This window comes from Pseudomonas sp. TE21394 (genome assembly GCF_054057835.1).
Window position 1 is genome coordinate 5,157,792 of the sequence record NZ_JBSRZR010000001.1, and the last position, 18,659, is coordinate 5,176,450.

An 18,659-nucleotide genomic window follows, 5' to 3' on the forward strand; every position below is an offset into this window, starting at 1 on the left:
CTGCCTCATGCAGGGCGCTTTCATTTGCGCAATCGGCGCACTGCCGTATCATGGCCAGCCTGTCTGTTTTGCCGGCGCCCTGCGCCCGGCCTTGCCTCAGGAGTTCCCATGAGCCTGCACGATCTGCAAACCCTGCCCGGCGTCACCGCCCAACCGGACGCTGCCACTGCACAGTTCGTCTTCAACCACACCATGCTGCGGGTCAAGGACATCGAAAAGTCCCTGGACTTCTACACCCGTGTACTGGGCTTCCGCCTGGTGGACAAGCGTGATTTCCCCGAAGCGGCCTTCAGCCTCTACTTCCTGGCCCTGGTCGACCCGGCACAGATCCCGGCCGACGACGCCGAACGCCACCAGTGGATGAAGTCGATCCCCGGCGTGCTGGAACTGACCCACAACCACGGTACCGAGAACGATGCCGGGTTCGCCTACCACAACGGCAATACCGACCCGCGCGGTTTTGGCCATATCTGCGTTTCGGTACCGGATGTGCGCGCCGCCTGCGCACGCTTCGAGGAACTGGGTGTAACGTTCCAGAAGCGTCTGCAGGATGGACGCATGAACCACCTGGCCTTCATCAAGGACCCGGACGGTTACTGGGTCGAGGTCATCCAGCCGAGCGAACTCAAGGGCTGAGCGTTCCTTGCGGTGCGCTCGTCGGGCCGGGAACTCCCGGCCCCTTGCTGTGGTATATGAAGGTAACTGCTTCACATGCCACAGCGAGGTAAGGACGATGCAATCTCTTCACTGTGAATACCGCCAGCACACCATCACCGCCAGCGTGATGCCCCACCCCGACTCACCCCTGCCCTATGCCGCCGGATGCCTGATTACCGACCCCGACGGGCATACCAGCAAGCGCATGGGGATGCCGATGAAGTTCTTCTCCGACCTGGAGAATGCACAACATGTGTCGCTGGCCCATGGCCGGGCGTTGGTCGACGAGCAACTGGATAAAGGGCACAAGGTGTTCTGATCCTGACTGTTCTGTTCCGGCCCTTTTGCGGGTGGCCCAGCGAAAGAGCCGGAACAGGCATGATCAGATATCCCGGGCGTAAGCCACCGCCGCCTCCACCTGCGCCGGCGTCGGTCGCACACCGGTATACAGCACGAACTGCTCCAGCGCCTGCAACGCAATCACCTCCAGCCCGGTGATCACCGGTTTAGCCAACGCCTGCGCCCGCCGAATCAAGGGTGTATGCGCCGGCATCGCCACCACGTCGAACACCCGCTCTGCCGCAGCGATGGCGTTTTCGGAAAACGCCAGTTGCTGGGCTTGCGCACCGCCTGCCATGCCGATCGGCGTCACGTTGATCAGCATCGGAGGGCACAGGTCCTCCAGCTCAGCCACCCAGCGATAGCCACAGACATCCGCCAATTGCCGCCCGGCCTGCTCGTTGCGCGCAACAATGATGCCCTCGCCGAACCCGGCATCGCGCAAGGCACTGGCGACGGCCTTGGCCATGCCACCGCTGCCGCGCAGGGCAAATGCCGTGCGCGGGTCTACCTGGTGCTGCGCCAGCAACTGGCGTACCGCCAGGTAGTCGGTGTTGTAGGCCTTCAGATGGCCGTTGGTATTGACCAGAGTATTGACCGACTCGATGGCCGCCGCAGAGGGGTCGACCTCGTCGACCAACGCCAAGCAGGCCTCCTTGTACGGCATCGATACGCCGCAGCCGCGGATGCCCAGGGCGCGGATACCCGCCACTGCTGCCGGCAGGTCATCGGTGCGCATGGCCTTGTAGTAGAAGTCCAGGCCCAGCTGCTGGTACAGATGATTATGGAACCGCACCCCGAAGGTGCCGGGGCGGCCAGCCAGGGAAATGCACAACACAGTGTCTCTGCTGGGACTTGTCGACATGACCTGCTCCTTTTCATGACTGAAACGTTTGTGCAGCGTAACAGAGGCAACCACTGGTCGTCCCTTACGCAACCTTTACCGTTTCCCTGTGCTCGGCTGACCGAAAGTGGAGTCATAGTTAACAGGCCCCACGCTTGGGGTGTCCTTGCGAGGTTGCTTTATGAACCGCCACATTCCTTCAGTCGCCCTGCTGGTCAGTGCCCTGGCCATCAGCGGGCCCGCTGCCGCCCATGGTGGCCATCGCGGCGGTGGTTGGTATGGTCCGGCCCCACTGTTAGGTGCCGCGGTGGTCGGGGCTGTGGTCGGGGCGACGGTGTATGGCGAGCGCGAGCGTACCGTGTATGTCGAGCGCCAGCCGGTCTACTACGCACCGCCTCCGGTGTACGTACAACCACCGCCACCACCGGTGTACTACCAGCCTTACTATGCGCCACCGCCGGGCTACCGCGGCTACTATGGCCCGCCACCGGTGTATTACGGCCCGCCGCGCTGGTGAAGGTTGATAGAACTAATGACCACTATCGAGGAAGTTGATTTCAAACCGCCTCGGCTGCTGCGTATGGTGAAGCCATGTTTACAGGAGGTCCCCATGGCCACTATTCAGATCATGTCCGTTATCGGCAGCGCCGTCCCCGCTTCGTTGCGTGAACAAGGCCTGCTGGCCTGTTGGTACCTGGTGCGCAACGGCGAAGCCGTTAGCGGCCCGATGCCGAGCCTGGCCGCGGCCCAGGCGCTGATCGAACAGCTGCAACCAGGCACCCTGGTCGCCTGACCCGCATTTGTTGTGCGTTGCTCTCTACGCCCTTCTGGCCCGCCTATTGGTGGGCCTTTTTTTGCCTGGGCATATTTAGCAATGAGCTAAACACTGGCATGCTTCGCGTCATGGACATCTACGAAATCCGCAAGCACAACCTGGTCAAGCTGATCGGTAACCAGAGAAAGGGCTCCTGTGCAGAACGCTGGGGCATGGCCCCTGCACACCTCAGCCAGATCCTCTCGAACAAGACAGCAAAGAACCTGGGTGATGACGTGGCGCGCAGAATCGAGAGTATAGAGGGCTTGCCCAGGGGTTGGTTCGACACCACGGCAGCCGGTGAGCAGGCCCTGCCTGACATTGGCGACAGCAAGCTGTCCGCGGCTGACCTGGTCAAGCAGATGCTGGCCAGAAGCGGCAAAGGCATTCCCGAGGAAACCCGGCAACGGCTGCTGGCTGCTGCCGAGGAGCCGGTAAAGGCCACGCTGGTCAAGGCCGACCTGGCTCAGCCTGGCCTGGTGGGTGACGAGGTATGGATCGCCCACTATGACGTGCGGGCGGCCATGGGCGGCGGGCAGATTCCCCACGATTACCCGGAAATGCTCAGGGACGTCCGTGTCAGCCCAAGCCACCTGCGCGAGCTGGGTGTGGAGTTCAGCGACCATAACCACCTGAAGTTGGTGACCGGCTGGGGCCAGTCGATGGAGCCGACCATCAGGCATCGCGACCCACTGATTGTCGACGTCAGCATCCGTGAGTTCGTCGGCGATGGCATCTACCTGTTTTGCTGGGGTGACCACCTCTATATCAAGCGGCTGCAGATCGCCGATGAAGAGCACTTCGAAATGATTTCCGACAACTCGCGACACAAGGACCGCATGGTCCGTCGAGAAGAAACCTATATCCAGGCCAGGGTGTTGCTGGTATGGAATGCGCACCTGGTATGACGCCAAGCCCGCCCTCCTGGCGGGCTTCTTTATGTAACTCAGAACGGTGCAGCCTCGCCGAGCTGCTGCTCAACGGCAAGATCGTCGTGCGCAGCCACGCTGCTGCGCGTCCAACGCAGCGTGACACTGCCGTCGTTATTGAAGGCCAGGTCCAACTCTGGCGTTTCGGCCAGCAGGCTTAGCACTTCCTTCCACTCAGCCTCACCATCCGTATCCAGGCGATGGACCACAACCCAACGCTGGGTCTGTGCCAGCGGGTGGTTGATCATCGCTGAAACCCGCAGGATCAGCCGCTCCAAACCGGTCATTTGCTGGCGCTGCTGCAGCGTCGGCTTCATGTGCCTGGGCATCTGCCACCTCCAACACTGTTTTTTTGTACAGTATCCAGGCCAAGCATAGCCCTTTGTCAAAACCAGCGTAAAGCCCCGTTCGGGAAAAAGCCCAGGTCGGGAGCGGATTTATCGCCAAGCGAAATTAATTTAGCTCATAGCGATTGACAATAATTTAGCTCGTGGCTAAGTTTTTCATCAGCAGCGGCGCCATTGTCGCTGCCAGCCCAAAGGGCACAACCCGTTATCCATCAAGGAGTACTTCCATGAGCGTAGACATCAGCAACCTCATCATTTCCGTTCCGGTGGCCGAATCCGCGACCAGCCTGGTCGCCGACGAACTCACCGGCAGCGAAGCGATCGCCCAGTATCCGCAGTATGTGTCAGTGCTCGCCGACGGTTCGGTGCAGCTTTCTGCCCCGACCAAAGGCGTGTCGAGCAAAAGTACCCGACGGACACGCTGCGAGTGGTCCGAGCCGACCTACTGGACGCTGGGCAGTGCCTTCGACCACTGGAACCGTCAGGAAATGACCCTCACCAAGGTAAACTGGGCACAGAAGCTGGTCGTGGCGCAGATGCACGTATACGGCGACGACAGCCCGCCAGTGAAGGTGTTCTGGAAAAAAGGCGATATCACCCTGGGGTTCCGGCAGACCTACAACCAGACGGACCCGGTCAACTCGACGGTGCTCAGGGGGGTGCCACTGGGAGCAAAGTTCTTCGTGAGCATCCACGCCAGCGCCAAGGGTGTCGTCAACGTGACGGCCAGCTGCAACGGGGTGACCGGCAGCTCCGGCGACCTGCCATTCGACAGCAGTTGGGCGGCGCACCGGTTCGAGTTCCATGGCGGAGTCTACAACCAGGTCGATTACACCGATACGACCCCGGCCGATGATGGTTCGATCTGCATCATCAGCGATCTGTCACTGGCCCATGTCTGAGCTTGGCTAGGCGAAAAAGACGTCCCGATGCCCTGTGCTCCGACGCAGGTTGCACGGGACGTTTTGCGATGAAGGCGCCGCTGCCTGGCAAGCGCATTTGACCGCAAACAACCGGCTGACTACGCCGCGGGCACAAGCGTAAACAGTTTTGTGCGACCAGCTGTATCGGCCATGTACCGCTTTCGTCTCTCATTTCTCAGCGCCTGTACCCTGCCCTTTACCCTCGATATGCTGGCCGCCCCTGCCCGGCGACGCGCTGGCCTGGGCAACTGGTGTGCCACCTGGCGGCGAGCTATGACGACCGGCCTGTCAGGAACAAGCCCGGATGGCACCTTGAGCCGGCGCGGCCGTACGTCGACCGGGCCACGGCCGTAGCGCAGTCCTGCAACCCGTATTGATCCGCCGGCGCGGACCTGTCGGTACCGACCGGTATCGGCGGGGCTCCAGGCCTTGATTTCAACAAGACGCCACAGCCCGGCGGACACGGCCTGAGGTGGTTGGCTCAGCAAGGCAAGTGAGCCATGACGTAGCACACTGTCCTTTCCAGGGTTCGCGCCATATCGGGATGCGTTAACTGATACTTGCGCTCGAGTTGCTCGCTCTCGCTCATGTCGAAGCGCTGCGGCTGGATGAAGTTCAACGACTCGGCGCGGATCTCCAGGCGTGCGGCCAGCCCGGGGATCCTCGCTAGCCAGCGAAGCACTCCGATCGCGACATGGCGCCGGGGTGCCTTGACCCCCAGTGTTTTCGCCAGCGCCTCGAGCAGCCCCTGCAGGTTGGGGGTGTGCTCATTGAGCGCCAGCACCTGCCGGTTGGCCAGCAAAGGGTCGAACGCCACGCAGGTTATCAGCGTCACCAGGTAATCGACGCTGACCATTGGCAACCAGTGCCGGGCGGAACCGGGAACCGCCTTGAAACGGCCGCGCGCCAGATTGCGAATGAGTTCGACCAGCGGCTGCCCTGCCAGGATGTGCCCACTCTCGCTGTGGCCAACCACCGTAGCCGGATGAACGATGGTGTAATCCGCATGTGCTTCCTGCATGTAGCGGATGACTGCGAAATGCGACTCCAGCTTGCTGCCCTCGTAGCCACCCACGCGGCTATAGACGGCGGGCCAGTCAGTGTTTTCCGGGCATTCGTGATCAACCCCGACACGCCCAAGAAAGGCAAGGTTCTGCACCATGTAGCCGCCCACCATCAGCAACCGAACACGCAGGCTCGCCGCCAGCCTGGCGACCCTCAGCGCGCCCTGCACATTGATCGCGCGGGCATGTTCCATCGTCAGTCCCCAGGAAAACGCTGCCGCCAGGTGGAAGACCACCGAGACGCGGGATATGCACTGCCGGTCTGCCTCGCAGAGGCCAAGCCCGTCCCTGCCGATATCACCCGCAACGGCATGGATGTTCGCCGGGTTACCGCCCAGTCGGCCGACATGCTCTCTGAGACACGCGATGTTTTCAGGGTTGCGCATGAGCACCCAGGTCTTGTGCCCAGTCGCGGAAAGACGGGCCAGCAAATGTTGCCCGACAAAACCGCTGCCACCTGTAATGAAGCATTCCACAGCCATGACCGAATCCTTGTTTGCATGATCGGCGCAGGCTAAGGTATAGAGCTGGGTCTACAGTCAAGGAGTTTTCGCTGTGAATGTTGCGCAACTGGAGCGTCGCAGTGGCATCGGCCGCCACGCCTTGCGCTATTACGAAAAGCTCGGGCTTATCGGCGCTCATCGACGGGCCAACAACTATCGCGATTACAGCGAACAGACCGTGGCCGACCTGCAGTTCATTCAGATTGCCCAGAGCATGGGGTTTTCGCTTGCGGCGATCGGCGACATCCTGGCTGCCAAGCGCGGCAACACGATCAATTGCGCCCAGGGCGCGGCCTTGATCGCGGAAAAGATGGCCGAAATCCAGGCGAAGATCATCACCCTGCAGGACGCCTATGCGTCACTGGATGCGGAGCGGGCGAAGCTTGAAGCCAGTGCTATCGCCAAGGGGCTGATGGTGCCGCATCTTCCTGTACAGAAGGCTGTCTCCAGGCAATAAAAAACCCAGCGCAATGGCTGGGTTCAGGGGTTAGCGCCTGCTTACTGGGAAACGCTTCGGCTGTGATGCCAGTACAGATAGGCCAAGCCGACTGGAGCGATGAAAATCGCCATTGACCAGCAAAGCGCCATGGTGAAGACCTTGACCGCCAACATGAACAGTGCGTTCACGAAAAAGACGTTATTACCCATGATGAAGCCCACTACGCTTTCGTAGACGAAACGAGAGTACGGGTATAACAAGGTCGAGACGACTGCCATCAGCAGCAGGCCGGGTTTGCCGCTCAGGCCGGTGGGGCTATTGGCAGCCAAGCCCAGAATCAAGGCCGCGAAAAGCGCGCCGAAGAAAAGCTGGCGGATGTAATAGCTCGGTGTCAAACCGCCAAATGTCATTGCAATGATGCGCCGCATAAGATCCCTCTCAGGCTGGTAACAAAGGCGCAGACTCTACCAGTTACAGAATTCGCGGGCAAAGCGGCAAATGGCTACCTGGAGCTGGTTAGCCAGGTCGACTGATGTCGCTCCCGAGCGTGCAGAAACTGACCCAGGCCCTATCCTGCCGCGGCAACGTTGGGTACAGGATTAAATTTCCTTCACCTTGCGCCCTTTAGTCATAAGGCATTCGACAGCAATTCAGCCATACTCCAGAATGCAGCGGTTTTTTGGGGGAAAACCCTTGCACAGCCAACGACATACCAACTTTTAGTGAGCCTCAACGTGAAAACATCCCTGTCCATCCTCAGCCTGCTGCTGTTGCTCACAGGTACCGCGACCCTCCCGTCGACCGCTGCTGCACAATCCCCGGCCCAGGTTCAACGTGACCCGTCCAAGCTGCACCTGGCGTCGGGTAGCGCTTTGCTGATCGATCTGAACACCAACCAGGAGCTGTATTCGAACCACGCCGACCGCGTGGTGCCGATCGCCTCGGTGACCAAGCTGATGACCGCGATGGTGGTGCTCGACGCCAAGCAACCGATGGATGAAATGCTCACCATGACCATCGCCAACAACCCGGAAATGAAAGGCGTGTATTCGCGTGTGCGCCTGGGCAGCCAGCTGGACCGCCGCGAAACCTTGCTGATTACCCTGATGTCGTCTGAGAACCGTGCGGCCAATACCCTGGCCAACCACTACCCGGGCGGCTACCCGGCGTTCATCAAGGCGATGAACGCCAAGGCCCGTAGCCTGGGCATGGCGCACACCCGCTACGTCGAACCGACCGGCCTGTCGACGCAGAACGTGTCCACCGCCCGCGACCTGGCCAAGCTGCTGATGGCCTCGCGCAAGTACCCGATGCTGAGCGAGCTGTCGACCACCCGCGAGAAGACCGTGGCCTTCCGCAAGCCCAACTACACCCTGGGCTTCCGCAATACCGACCACCTGGTGAACAAGAGCAATTGGGACATCAAGCTGACCAAGACCGGCTTCACCAATGAGGCCGGCCACTGCCTGGTGCTGCTGACCCGCATGGACAACCGCCCGGTGGCCATGGTCATCCTCGATGCCTTTGGCAAGTACACCCACTTCGCCGATGCCAGCCGCATGCGCCAGTGGCTGGAAACCGGTGTTGCCAAGCCGGCACCGGCAGTGGCCATGCAGTACAAGGCGGAGCGGCAGAACAGAGGGCGCCTGGCGGCAGAATGACGGCGCTTGGCGACAGCGCTGTTCAAGTCAAGGGCGAGAGTTTGTCGAAAGAGGGATTGCGCCTATCCGATCGAGCGCCGCGCGGGCGGCGCTCGATCGGATAGGCGCTGCAACTTTCCCGGCGTACACCTGGTGGCCCTTACCCGCCCCCAAGCCCAGAATATAATCTCGGTGAAAACTCTCGGATGCCTGGGCGGGCCTCATCGCGGATAAGTCGCTCCCGCAAGAGCCTCACGTGAGAGGCCCTGGCCAGGCGGGCGCCGTTGCCCGCGCGGGCCGTACCCAGCGTCAGGCCTGGGTACTGACCATCCCGCCGGCGCTGCTGCCACCGGTCTTCTGCAGTGCTTCGAGCAACTGCGCGGTGGCCTGCAGGATTTCACCATTGAGCGTGGCGATACTCGCCTGCCTGGCGCTGATGGCGGCCAGCTTGGCGGTTTCTTCCATTTTCTGAGCCATCACCAGCGCCAGTTGCTTCTGCTCGTCTGCCAACTGTTTCTGCAACTTCTTGATCATTTCGCGCAATTGCCTGATGTGCGCAGGTTCAGCACTGTCGCTGCTGTCTTCGGCGCCTTTGGCTTTGCTGCCAGCGTTCACTCTCGACAGGTCGACCTGGGTGCCGGCCCCGCTTTCTTCGCTCTTCTGCACATCCTGGCCAGCGACGCCGGAGGTGCTGCCCGACACTTGGCCCGCGCTGCCGACGCTGATTGCTGCGATTGCGGTCATGTATTTCTCCCTGCAATAAAAATGGTCCCTGGACTGTTCTGCCTATCGGCCGCCAGGCGCAGGTCTTTAGCCCCGGCTTGCAATCGCGCAGGCGGCCACTGGTAAATTCCCGGGCGTTCGGCTCGTTCCAACCCATGTACCTACGCAGGCGCCGGCTCACTCCCGGCGTGCGTCCACATTCGACCACTATGGAATCGCAGCCATGAGCCAGTCTGCACATACGGAAACTGTCAGGGACTTGATCGGCGTGGGTTTCGGCCCTTCCAACCTGGCCCTGGCCATCGCCCTGGAAGAACTCGCCGAGTCTCAGGGCCATGCCCTCGATGCACTGTTCATCGACAAGCAGCAGGACTACCGCTGGCACGGTGAAACCCTGGCGACCCAGAGCGAGCTGCAGATCTCGTTCCTCAAGGACCTGGTATCGCTGCGCAACCCCACCAGCCCCTACAGCTTCGTCAATTACCTGCATCAGAAGCAGCGCCTGGCCGACTTCATCAACCTCGGCACCTTCTACCCCTGCCGCCTCGAGTACAACGACTACCTGCGCTGGGCCGCCGAGCACTTCGCTACCCAGGCGGTGTATGGCGAGGAGGTGCTGCGTATCGAACCGGAAGTGCAGGCGGGCCGGGTCGATCACCTGCGCCTGGTCTCGCGTGACGTACAAGGCCGCGAATACAGCCGCCGCACCCGTTCGGTTGTGGTCGGCAGCGGCGGCACTCCGAAAATTCCGGAAAAGTTCGCAGCTTTCACGGATGACCCGCGAGTATTCCACCATTCCCAGTACCTCAGCAGCCTGGACAAGCTGCCATGCACCAGCGGCGCGCCCATGCGTATTGCCGTGATCGGGTCAGGCCAGAGTGCTGCAGAGGCGTTCATCGACCTCAACGACAGCTACCCGTCGGTCAAGGTCGACATGATTCTGCGCGGCTCAGCGCTCAAGCCTGCCGATGACAGCCCGTTCGTCAACGAGATCTTCGCCCCGGACTATACCGACCTGGTCTACAACGAGCCGGCCGACCAACGCCGCAAGCTGCTCGACGAATACCACAACACCAACTACTCGGTGGTCGACCTCAACCTGATCGAGCGCATCTACGGCATCCTCTATCGGCAGAAAGTGGCCCATCAGTACCGTCACAACGTCCTGTGCCGACGCCTGGTGGAAACGGTGCTGGCCACCCATGCTGGGCTGGAGCTGACCCTGCGCGACCTGGCCACCGGCCAGCAGCAGACCCACCGCTATGACGCCGTGATCCTCGCCACCGGCTACGAACGCCGCTCGCACCGTGACCTGCTGGCACCGCTGGCCGGCTACCTGGACGATTTCACGGTCGACCGCAACTACCGCGTACTGGCCAGCCCGGACCTGCAGGCGTCGGTGTACCTGCAAGGCTTCTGCGAAAACAGCCATGGCCTGAGCGACACCCTGCTCTCGGTGCTACCGGCGCGTGCTGCAGAGATCGGCCGCGCGCTGTACCAGGACCTGGCCCAGCTGCACGGCAGGCAGCAGGCGGCGGTCGCGCTGACCCGCGCCTGAACCGCTGCTTGCTACAGCTTGGCCGGCCCGGGGCAATACGCCTCAGGCCGGCCTTGGTGTTTCTGAAACATTTACTTGCATTTAAAACGGCAGGATTTTGATTCTCATTCGTCCTTATCAGTACAGCCTCTTTGGCTGGGCACACGCTCGACCACCCTTGCAGAAGACTGTCCGATGGCCAAAACCGCGAAAAAATCGAAATCCAGGCTTTGGTTCCTGGTCCACAGCTGGCTCGCCCTGCCGATCTGGTTCTTTGTCCTGATCGTCTGTTTCACCGGCATGCTCGCCGTGGTCAGCCAGGAAATCGTCTGGCTGGCCAACCCGGACGTACGCGCCAACAAGCCGAATGGCGACGTCGAGCGCCTGAGCTTCCAGCAGGTGCTGGATGCGTTGCACAGGGCCGAGCCCGACATGGTGGTGGAGCGCCTGAGCCAACCCGACGGTTCGCACTTTGCCGTCAAGGCCGACGTCACCCTGCCAGACGGCACCAGCCCGACGTTGTACGTCAACCCCTACACCGGCGCGATCCAGGGCAAGACTCCGGATTTCAACTTCGAGGCCTTCACCCGTGCGCTGCACGGCTGGTGGCTGGTGCCGTTCACCAATGGCTTCAGTTGGGGCTGGTACCTGGTGTCGCTGCTCGGCCTGCCCATGCTGGCGTCGCTGGTAACCGGCCTGGTGGTATACAAGAAATTCTGGAAAGGCTTCTTCAAGCCGCTGCGCACCAGCCATGGCTCGCGGATATTCTGGGGTGACCTGCACCGCCTGGCCGGGGTATGGTCGATCTGGTTCATTGCGGTCATCTCCATCACCGGCACCTGGTTCCTGATCCAGGCGATCCTGTTCGACAACCACATCACCATTTCCAGCCGCCCGGTGGTGCCGGTGATCGCCCGCGAGGACGTGCCGCAAACCGCGGACGGCAGCCCCGCACCGCGCATTGACCTGGATGAAGCCGCACGCATTGCCGGCCTTGCGATCCCGGGCCTGGAGGTCAATTTCATCACCCTGCCAGCCACTGCCTACAGCCACGTCACCCTGGCCGGGCCGGGCTGGTACCCACTGATGTTCCAGAGCGCTTCGGTGAACCCTTATACACGCCAGGTCGATAGCCAGTTCCTGCTCAGCGACCGCTCGGCGCTGGAGGTCGTCACCGAATCCATGCGCCCGTTGCATACCGGCGATTTCGGCGGTCTGCCGATCAAGCTGGTGTGGTTCTTCTTCGGCCTGGTCCTCACCCTGATGGTGTTCAGCGGTTTGCTGATCTGGACCAGGCGTACCGCCCAGGCCACCGCCGCCGCGCTCAAGCGCAGCGAGCGTACGTCACGCCCGGCACGCACTGACAGCACCGTGGAGGTCCGCCCATGAGCAAGGCACACGCGCTGCCCGCCAGCCCGCTGAAGCAGCTGTGGCTGAAGTGGCGCTTCCATCTGAATATCCTGCTGATTCTCATCCCGCTGGGCTTCATGCCGAAGTACTTCGCCGACGCCAGGCTGTTCCGTGGCGAAGCCGGCCTTGGCGCCAATGTGATCAGCGACATCCAGGTCGGCCCCTACCGCCTCGACCTGGCCGAGCTGCGTGACGAGCCCCCCCGCGCCGACGGCCCGGCCGGGTACTTCAAGGTGTTCAATGCCTCGTTGTGCAAGGCCTGTGTCAAGGAGGTCAAGGCCGCCTACCTGCGCATCGGCAAACCGCGCAGCCTGCGCGCCGCCGGCACCATTTTCTTTGGCGCGCCCTACCACATGGGCACTTCGCTGCCCATCCCGCCCCGCACCCGACCGGACGCGCAGGTCTGGATCACCCTGGAAGGCTGGGACGGCAGCCTGTACCAGGCGTCAGTCCCCCTGGCCAAGGCATCGCCAGCCACCGTGGCCTGGCTCGAAAAACAAGGAGGCAAGAAATGAAACACCTGTTGCGCATCCTCGCCCTGCCTGTGCTGGTGCTGGGCGCTGGCCCCGCCCTGGCCCACAACCCGATGTGCGAATGCGAAGGGCTGGCTGATGGCCAGGTCAAGTGCACCGGTGGCTTCTCGGACGGCAGCGGTGCCCCTGGGGTGACTCTGGATGTGATCGGCTACGACGAACAGGTGCTGGTCGGCGGCAAGCTCGGTGATGACTCGACGCTGACCTTCAAGCGCCCGGACGGCGAGTTCTACGTGCTGTTCGATGCCGGCCCCGGGCATGTGGTGGAAGTCGACCATGCCGATATAACCCAGCCATGAACCGCTGCCAAGTGATCCGCCCGGCCGGTGCCGGGCATGAAACCCTCTACGTACTGCTGGTCAGCCTGCTGATCGTGTTGCTCGCCGCCAGCGTGGTGCTGGCGCGCGGTGAACGCGTGGACGAACAAGCCATCGCCAGCTACCAGATCGATGCCCGGCGCGACCTCACCGCCGCCGAGCAAGGCCTGTACACCGACCTGCGCGTGGCCTTCGATGAAATTCGCCTGCTGCGTGAAGAAAACGCCGCCATCCCCAGCGTAAGCGCCCTGGCCGAGGAAGGCCTGCCACCGTTCGTGGTCGACGCCGGCAGCCAGGGCCGCGGCAACCACCAATGGTCGTGGCTGCAGGCCGGTGCCTACCTGGGGCGCAGCCAGGCCCCGGAAGTGGCCGGCAGCTTGCTGTTGATCGTGCCAAGCGACAGCGCTGGCGAGGCGGATGTCTGGCTGCGCCGCGACACCGCCGCTGCGCCACCGGACGACCTCGGCCCGGCCGCATTGATCGCTGCCGGCTGGCGGCAGGTGGTCAGCCATTACGACGCCGGGGTCACCCGCGAACACCGTCACTGAACCCAAGGACTCCTCCATGCTCCGCTCCGCCCTCGCCCTGCTCCTGGCCCTTGCGCTGCCGCTGTCGGCCCTGGCCGATAACGCCAAGCCGCTGCGCATCGGCATCACCCTGCACCCCTATTACAGCTATGTGAGCAACATCGTCGGTGACAAGGCCGAAGTGGTGCCGTTGATTCCGGCAGGTTTCAACCCCCATGCCTACGAGCCACGGGCGGAAGACATCAAGCGCATCGGTACGCTGGATGTGGTGGTGCTCAACGGCGTGGGCCATGACGATTTTGCCGACCGCATGATCGCTGCCAGCGAAAAGCCCGACATCCGGACCATCGAGGCCAACCAGAACGTGCCATTGCTGGCGGCCACCGGCATTGCCGCACGCGGTGCCGGCAAGGTGGTCAACCCGCACACCTTCCTGTCGATCAGTACCAGCATCGCCCAGGTCAACAATATCGCTCGCGAACTGGGCAAGCTCGACCCGGACAACGCCAGGCTGTACACGCAAAATGCCCGCGCCTACGCCAAGCGCTTGCGCGCCCTGCGGGCCAAGGCCCTGGCCAAGGTCAGCGAGGCGCCCGGCGCCACCTTCCGGGTGGCCACCATCCATGCGGCCTACGACTACCTGGTGCGCGACTTCGGCCTGGAGGTGACGGCCGTGGTCGAGCCCGCGCATGGCATCGAGCCCAGCCCGGCCCAGTTGAAGAAGACCATCGACCAGCTGAAGGCCCTGGATGTGCGGGTGATCTTTTCGGAAATGGATTTCCCGTCCGCCTATGTCGAAACCATCCAGCGTGAATCCGGTGTGCGTCTGTACCCGCTCACGCACATTTCCTACGGCGAATACACCAAGGACAAGTACGAAGTGGAAATGCAGCGCAACCTCGACACCGTCGTGCGCGCCATCCAGGAGAACCGCGCATGACCGCTGCGGCCAACCTGCTGGCCGCCTGCGGGCCGCGCATCGAGTTCACCGGCGTCGGCCTGTCCCTGGGCCGCACGCGCATCCTCGACCAGGTCAGCTTCGGCGTCGCCGCTGGCAGCGTGCATGCCATCGTCGGCCCCAATGGCGGTGGCAAGAGTTCGTTGATCAAGACCTTGCTCGGGCAGATGCCGCACCAGGGCCAGTTGACCCTGCACTGGCCCGGCGAACGCGAAGTGATCGGCTACGTACCGCAGGCGCTGGAATTCGACCGTGGCCTGCCAATGACCGTGGACGACTTCATGGCCGCCATGTGCCAGCGCCGCCCTGCGTTCCTCGGCCTGTCGCGCCGGGTGCAGCCGGACATCGACGCAGCCCTGGCGCAGGTCGGCATGCTCGACAAGCGCAAGCGGCGCATGGGCGCGCTGTCGGGGGGCGAACGCCAGCGCGTGCTGCTGGCGCAGGGCCTGGTCCCGACGCCGCAGTTGCTGGTGCTGGACGAGCCGATGTCGGCCCTTGATGAAGCCGGTATCCAGGTGTTCGAACAATTGCTGCGCGGCTGGCGCCAGGCCGGCACGACTGTACTGTGGATCGAACACGACCTGCAGGCCGTGCTGCGCCTGAGCGACCGCGTGACCGGGCTGAACCGCCAGGTGCTGTTCGATGCCCCGCCGGCCCAGGCCCTGAGCCCGGAACGCCTGCTGGGGCTGTTCTCCGTGCACCCACGCAGCGAGGGGCGTGCCTGATGAGCCTTGAATCTTTGCGCCTGCTGGTCCAGGGCTGGGCCACGGCCGGCTACCTGCCCGAGGCACTGGCCTACGGTTTCGTGGTCAACGCCTTGCTGGCAGGGCTGATGATCGGCCCGGTACTGGGCGGCCTGGGTACCCTGGTGGTGGTCAAGCGCTTCGCGTTCTTCTCCGAGGCGGTCGGCCACGCCGCGCTGACTGGCGTGGCCATCGGCATCCTGCTGGGCGAACCCTACACTGGCCCATACGGCAGCCTGTTCGGCTATTGCCTGCTATTCGGCATCCTGCTCAACTTCCTGCGTAACCGCACAGGGCTCGCGCCGGACACGCTGATCGGCGTATTCCTCTCGGTGTCGCTGGCGCTGGGCGCCAGCCTGCTGCTGATGCTGGCAGGCAAGATCAATGTGCATATCCTGGAAAACGTCCTGTTCGGCTCGGTGCTGACCGTGAGCGGCCAGGACCTGCTGGTGCTGGGCATCGTCGCGCTGCTGGTAGTGACCTTGGCCGTACCCCTGTACAACCGCATCATGCTGGCCAGCTTCAACCCGCAGCTGGCGGCGGTGCGCGCGGTGGCGGTGAAGACCCTGGACTACCTGTTCGTGGTGCTGGTGACCCTGGTGACTGTCGCGGCGGTCAAGGTGATCGGGGCAATCCTGGTCGGAGCGCTGCTGGTGATCCCAGCCGCCGCTGCGCGTCTGGTCAGCCAGTCGCTCAAGGGCTTTTTCTTCCTGTCGGTAGTGATCGCCACCTCGAGCACCCTGCTCGGCATCCTGCTGCCGATCGTATTCGACCTGCCGGTGCCGTCGGGTGCCGCAATCATTCTGGTTGCCGGCATCTGCTTTGCCCTGGCTGCGCTGGCCCGCGCACTCGTCCCCCGCCTGCAAGGAAACCCGGCATGAACCTCAAACGCCTGACCCTGGTGCTGGCCCTGGCCGGCCTGCCATCGCTGTCTTTTGCCACCCAGGTGCTGACCAGCCTGCCGGTCACTCACAGCCTGGCCAGTGCCCTGCTCGACGGCACCGCCGTGCAGCTCAAGCGTGCGGCACCGGCCAACTTGCCCGCCAGCCGTCAGCCGGCATATTTCAGCGGGCGTGGTGGCGCCAGCCTTCAAGACGCCGCGCAGCAGGCCGATGCGGTGATCGGCGTGCGTTCGATCTGGCCTGACGACCCGCTGTACCCGATGGCCCGGCGCAGCAATATCCGCATCGTCGAGATCGACGCCGCACGGCCGGTGGACGGCGCGTTGCCTGGCATTGCCGTCACCGGCGACGATGCCTATGGCGCCTATCCCTGGCTGAACCCGACCAACCTCGGGCGCATGGCCGACGTGGTAGCCAATGACCTGGAACGGCTCGCGCCGCAAGCCAAGGCGACGATCCAGGGCAACCTGGCCAGGCTCAAGCGCCAGTTGCTGGAACTTGCCGCACGCAGCCAGACGCGCCTGGCCAAGGTCGACAACCTGACCGTGGTGAGCCTGTCGGAGCGCCTGGGCTACCTGGCCAGCGGGCTGAACCTGGACGTGGTGGAGCAACCGCTGCCCGCCGCATGGGATGCCACTGCACTGCAGGCGCTGGAGCAGAACCTGAAGGCACAGGAAGTGGCAGTGGTACTGGACCATCGCCAGCCGCAGCCGGCGGTGGTCGAGGCGATCAGCAAGGCTGGGGCGAAGCTGGTGGTAGTGGAGAGTGACCCCGAAGATGCCTTTGCCGGACTGCAGGCCAGTGTCGACCAGGTGGTGGGCGCACTGGGCGGGGGCTGAGACCGGCACAGGCGCCTGACTGCTAACGCTTCATGCACCGCTGATAACGTTCATCCACCCGCCCGGCAAACCACGCCGTGGTCAGCTTGCGGGTGATCTTCGGGCTCTTCAGCTCGATCCCGGGCAACACGGCCCGTGGCAGCGGTTTGCCAGCCGCTGCATCGGCCAGGGCGAACACCCCGCTGTACAGTTCGCTGTCTTCGAACGCCGGGCTGTCGCCCTGCTCAAGCTGGCGGCGAATCTGCGGGTTGCGCAGGCCGAGCCGGGTACCGAGCTTGCGCGCCGCCCTTTCCGTGGCCCCTGGCATGATCGAACCCGGTGCGATCAGGTCCCCGTCAAGGGCCAGTGTCACTCCGGCCGCCTTGCTCAGTGCCGCCTGGAAGGCCGCGTTGCGACTGGCATACCAGCCCGCGTTGAAATCGGCAAAGCGATACAGCTGGCGTTGGTAGCTCGCCGGGTAGCCCAGCAAGTGAGCGATACCGAAATACATGCCACCACGCCGGGTGAAGACTTCCTGGCGGATGCTGCCAGCGTGGCTGTACGGGTAATCGCGCGCATGTTGTTCGGCGAAGTCTATGCTGACCTGCATCGGCCCGCCGGTATGCACCGGGTTCAATCCACCGAGCAAGGTATTGCCCAGCGGCACGCGGGCAATGACTTCGTCGTAGAGTTCGCTCAGCTGCTTCTCGCTGCGCACCGCCTGCAACCGCTGCTGGTAGCTCTTGCCATTGGCCGAAGGTGTCTTCAGCGCACCCTCGACCAGCAGCCTGGGAATATGCAGGCGCGCGGCACGGCGGTCGATTTCGTCGCGGGCAATGCGCCCCAGGTTGGGCACCTGCGGGTCGGCGTTGAAAGTCGATTCCTGCTCGGTCACGGCCAACACCGCGCACAGGTTACTCTTGCTCGGGGCAATGCGCTGGGTTTCGAATGCCTGCTGAATGTCCCTGGCCCAGCCCTCGCGGTCCCTGGCCTGGGCGGGCAACAGCCGCAGCAGTTGCGCGCGGACCTTGGCCGGGTCTGCTTCGGGTGCTTCCTCACGGCGCCCGGCGCAACCTTGCAGCAGCGCCAGGGCCATCAGCCCGGCCGCCAGTACCCGGCCGTTCAGGGCTGTTCACCGACCAGGTAGGTCTTGCTGATGTGACGGAACAGCGGATGGCCGGCACTGCCCAACAGCTCGAACAACACCATCTCGCGGGTCACCACCTGCGCGCCGGCAGCACGCATGCGCGCAAGGCCCGCGGCCTTGCTCGCCAGGGTGCGGCTGTCGCAGGCATCCTCGACCACGAACACCTGCTTGCCCAGCGCCAGCAGGCCGAGCACGGTCTGCAGCACACAGACGTGGGTTTCCATGCCGCAGACGATCACTTGCTCGCGCGCCATCAGGCTCGCTGGCAGGCACTCAGCGGCTACGCAGGAAAAATGGCTTTTCTCCACCACCTCGGCAGCTGGCGCTGCGGCCAGCAGCTCGGGCAGGGTATGCCCCAGGCCCTTGGGATACTGTTCGGAGACGACCGTCGGCAACTCCAGTTCGGCGGTTGCTGCCAGCAACCAGCGGGCCCGTGCGCGGGTGCCTGCAGGGTCGCTCATGGCGCCGATGAGCTTTTCCTGGATGTCGACGACCAGCAGCGTCGCCTTGTGTGGATCGATCAGCATTGCCTGCCCCTTGCCTGG

24 protein-coding genes and 1 pseudogene are annotated in these 18,659 nt (G+C 63.3%); 18 read left to right on the forward strand and 7 right to left on the reverse strand.

Translation table 11 applies throughout. The features are described 5' to 3' along the window. Positions 1-108 precede the first annotated feature (108 nt). On the forward strand, positions 109-636 hold the full coding sequence (gloA, locus tag ACVWZT_RS23575) for a lactoylglutathione lyase (protein WP_296231205.1): 528 nt from the start codon (positions 109-111) through the stop codon (positions 634-636). Positions 637-733: 97 nt separating this feature from the next. Then, on the forward strand, positions 734-976 hold the full coding sequence (locus ACVWZT_RS23580) for a hypothetical protein (protein ID WP_296231206.1): 243 nt from the start codon (positions 734-736) through the stop codon (positions 974-976). Between the two features lie 63 nt (positions 977-1,039). Here ACVWZT_RS23580 and ACVWZT_RS23585 read toward each other — a convergent pair whose 3' ends face one another. Then, positions 1,040-1,861 carry a shikimate 5-dehydrogenase gene (locus tag ACVWZT_RS23585; RefSeq protein WP_457471728.1) on the reverse strand — a complete coding sequence of 274 codons (822 nt, stop codon included), beginning with the start codon at positions 1,859-1,861 and terminating at the stop codon, positions 1,040-1,042. Positions 1,862-2,021: 160 nt separating this feature from the next. Here ACVWZT_RS23585 and ACVWZT_RS23590 point away from each other — a divergent pair, with 160 nt between their 5' ends. The 3 genes from ACVWZT_RS23590 (at position 2,022) to ACVWZT_RS23600 (ending at position 3,562) form a co-directional block, all read left to right on the forward strand. Next, positions 2,022-2,357 carry a hypothetical protein gene (locus tag ACVWZT_RS23590; RefSeq protein ID WP_296231208.1) on the forward strand — a complete coding sequence of 112 codons (336 nt, stop codon included), beginning with the start codon at positions 2,022-2,024 and terminating at the stop codon, positions 2,355-2,357. A gap of 93 nt (positions 2,358-2,450) precedes the next feature. After that, a complete protein-coding gene (locus ACVWZT_RS23595) occupies positions 2,451-2,633 on the forward strand; it encodes a hypothetical protein (RefSeq protein ID WP_296231209.1) in 183 nt (60 codons plus the stop codon). Between the two features lie 110 nt (positions 2,634-2,743). Further along, on the forward strand, positions 2,744-3,562 hold the full coding sequence (locus ACVWZT_RS23600; protein WP_296231234.1) for a S24 family peptidase: 819 nt from the start codon (positions 2,744-2,746) through the stop codon (positions 3,560-3,562). Positions 3,563-3,600: 38 nt separating this feature from the next. On the opposite strand, the gene ACVWZT_RS23605 is transcribed toward ACVWZT_RS23600, so the two are convergent. Continuing rightward, positions 3,601-3,912, reverse strand: coding sequence for a DUF1654 domain-containing protein (locus tag ACVWZT_RS23605; RefSeq protein ID WP_457471729.1), 312 nt, complete (start codon positions 3,910-3,912; stop codon positions 3,601-3,603). 245 nt (positions 3,913-4,157) lie between these two features. Between ACVWZT_RS23605 and ACVWZT_RS23610 the strand changes: the two genes are divergently transcribed. Together ACVWZT_RS23610 and ACVWZT_RS23615 are read left to right on the forward strand one after the other, a co-directional pair. Further along, entirely contained in the window at positions 4,158-4,832 is a 675-nt protein-coding gene (locus ACVWZT_RS23610) for a polysaccharide lyase family 7 protein (protein WP_457471731.1), read from the forward strand. Between the two features lie 266 nt (positions 4,833-5,098). Beyond that, positions 5,099-5,230 (forward strand): annotated as a pseudogene (locus ACVWZT_RS23615) (DUF2599 domain-containing protein); the annotation flags it as partial. Positions 5,231-5,334: 104 nt separating this feature from the next. Here ACVWZT_RS23615 and ACVWZT_RS23620 read toward each other — a convergent pair. Beyond that, complete coding sequence (locus tag ACVWZT_RS23620) at positions 5,335-6,399, reverse strand: SDR family oxidoreductase (protein ID WP_457471732.1); 1,065 nt, start codon at positions 6,397-6,399, stop codon at positions 5,335-5,337. 73 nt (positions 6,400-6,472) lie between these two features. Between ACVWZT_RS23620 and ACVWZT_RS23625 the strand changes: the two genes are divergently transcribed. Next, positions 6,473-6,877 (forward strand): MerR family transcriptional regulator, encoded by a 405-nt coding sequence (locus ACVWZT_RS23625; RefSeq protein ID WP_296231215.1) that lies wholly within the window; start codon positions 6,473-6,475, stop codon positions 6,875-6,877. Positions 6,878-6,918: 41 nt separating this feature from the next. Here ACVWZT_RS23625 and ACVWZT_RS23630 read toward each other — a convergent pair whose 3' ends face one another. Further along, the gene (locus tag ACVWZT_RS23630; RefSeq protein WP_296231217.1) at positions 6,919-7,287 is read right to left on the reverse strand and encodes a hypothetical protein; all 369 of its coding nucleotides are present in this window, start codon (positions 7,285-7,287) and stop codon (positions 6,919-6,921) included. A 306-nt stretch (positions 7,288-7,593) separates the two neighbouring features. On the opposite strand from ACVWZT_RS23630, the gene pbpG reads away from it, so the two are divergent. Then, positions 7,594-8,520, forward strand: a complete 927-nt coding sequence (pbpG, locus tag ACVWZT_RS23635; RefSeq protein ID WP_457471734.1) for a D-alanyl-D-alanine endopeptidase — start codon at positions 7,594-7,596, stop codon at positions 8,518-8,520. A gap of 288 nt (positions 8,521-8,808) precedes the next feature. Here the strand turns inward: pbpG and ACVWZT_RS23640 are convergent, their stop codons facing one another. Continuing rightward, entirely contained in the window at positions 8,809-9,243 is a 435-nt protein-coding gene (locus ACVWZT_RS23640; RefSeq protein WP_457471735.1) for a hypothetical protein, read from the reverse strand. 202 nt (positions 9,244-9,445) lie between these two features. On the opposite strand from ACVWZT_RS23640, the gene ACVWZT_RS23645 reads away from it, so the two are divergent. From ACVWZT_RS23645 to ACVWZT_RS23685, 9 genes are all read left to right on the forward strand, one after another. Then, positions 9,446-10,780, forward strand: a complete 1,335-nt coding sequence (locus ACVWZT_RS23645; protein WP_457471737.1) for a lysine N(6)-hydroxylase/L-ornithine N(5)-oxygenase family protein — start codon at positions 9,446-9,448, stop codon at positions 10,778-10,780. Positions 10,781-10,954: 174 nt separating this feature from the next. Continuing rightward, positions 10,955-12,148 (forward strand): PepSY-associated TM helix domain-containing protein, encoded by a 1,194-nt coding sequence (locus ACVWZT_RS23650; RefSeq protein WP_296235055.1) that lies wholly within the window; start codon positions 10,955-10,957, stop codon positions 12,146-12,148. After that, positions 12,145-12,684: a thiamine pyrophosphate-binding protein gene (locus ACVWZT_RS23655; protein WP_296235054.1), complete on the forward strand. Its 540-nt coding sequence runs from the start codon at positions 12,145-12,147 to the stop codon at positions 12,682-12,684. The genes ACVWZT_RS23650 and ACVWZT_RS23655 overlap by 4 nt, the downstream gene beginning before the upstream one ends. After that, on the forward strand, positions 12,681-13,001 hold the full coding sequence (locus ACVWZT_RS23660; RefSeq protein ID WP_296235053.1) for a hypothetical protein: 321 nt from the start codon (positions 12,681-12,683) through the stop codon (positions 12,999-13,001). The genes ACVWZT_RS23655 and ACVWZT_RS23660 overlap by 4 nt, the downstream gene beginning before the upstream one ends. Further along, entirely contained in the window at positions 12,998-13,567 is a 570-nt protein-coding gene (locus ACVWZT_RS23665; protein ID WP_296235052.1) for a DUF6162 family protein, read from the forward strand. The genes ACVWZT_RS23660 and ACVWZT_RS23665 overlap by 4 nt, the downstream gene beginning before the upstream one ends. Before the next feature lie 16 nt (positions 13,568-13,583). Then, positions 13,584-14,486, forward strand: coding sequence for a metal ABC transporter substrate-binding protein (locus ACVWZT_RS23670; RefSeq protein WP_296235051.1), 903 nt, complete (start codon positions 13,584-13,586; stop codon positions 14,484-14,486). Further along, on the forward strand, positions 14,483-15,229 hold the full coding sequence (locus ACVWZT_RS23675; RefSeq protein ID WP_457471739.1) for a metal ABC transporter ATP-binding protein: 747 nt from the start codon (positions 14,483-14,485) through the stop codon (positions 15,227-15,229). The genes ACVWZT_RS23670 and ACVWZT_RS23675 overlap by 4 nt, the downstream gene beginning before the upstream one ends. Next, positions 15,229-16,128 carry a metal ABC transporter permease gene (locus ACVWZT_RS23680; RefSeq protein ID WP_457471741.1) on the forward strand — a complete coding sequence of 300 codons (900 nt, stop codon included), beginning with the start codon at positions 15,229-15,231 and terminating at the stop codon, positions 16,126-16,128. The genes ACVWZT_RS23675 and ACVWZT_RS23680 overlap by 1 nt, the downstream gene beginning before the upstream one ends. Next, complete coding sequence (locus tag ACVWZT_RS23685) at positions 16,125-16,988, forward strand: metal ABC transporter substrate-binding protein (protein ID WP_457471743.1); 864 nt, start codon at positions 16,125-16,127, stop codon at positions 16,986-16,988. The genes ACVWZT_RS23680 and ACVWZT_RS23685 overlap by 4 nt, the downstream gene beginning before the upstream one ends. Positions 16,989-17,010: 22 nt before the next feature. Here the strand turns inward: ACVWZT_RS23685 and ACVWZT_RS23690 are convergent, their stop codons facing one another. Next, entirely contained in the window at positions 17,011-18,063 is a 1,053-nt protein-coding gene (locus ACVWZT_RS23690; protein ID WP_457471744.1) for a DUF1615 domain-containing protein, read from the reverse strand. 26 nt (positions 18,064-18,089) lie between these two features. After that, on the reverse strand, positions 18,090-18,641 hold the full coding sequence (locus ACVWZT_RS23695; protein WP_296235046.1) for a hydrolase: 552 nt from the start codon (positions 18,639-18,641) through the stop codon (positions 18,090-18,092). Positions 18,642-18,659 lie beyond the last annotated feature (18 nt).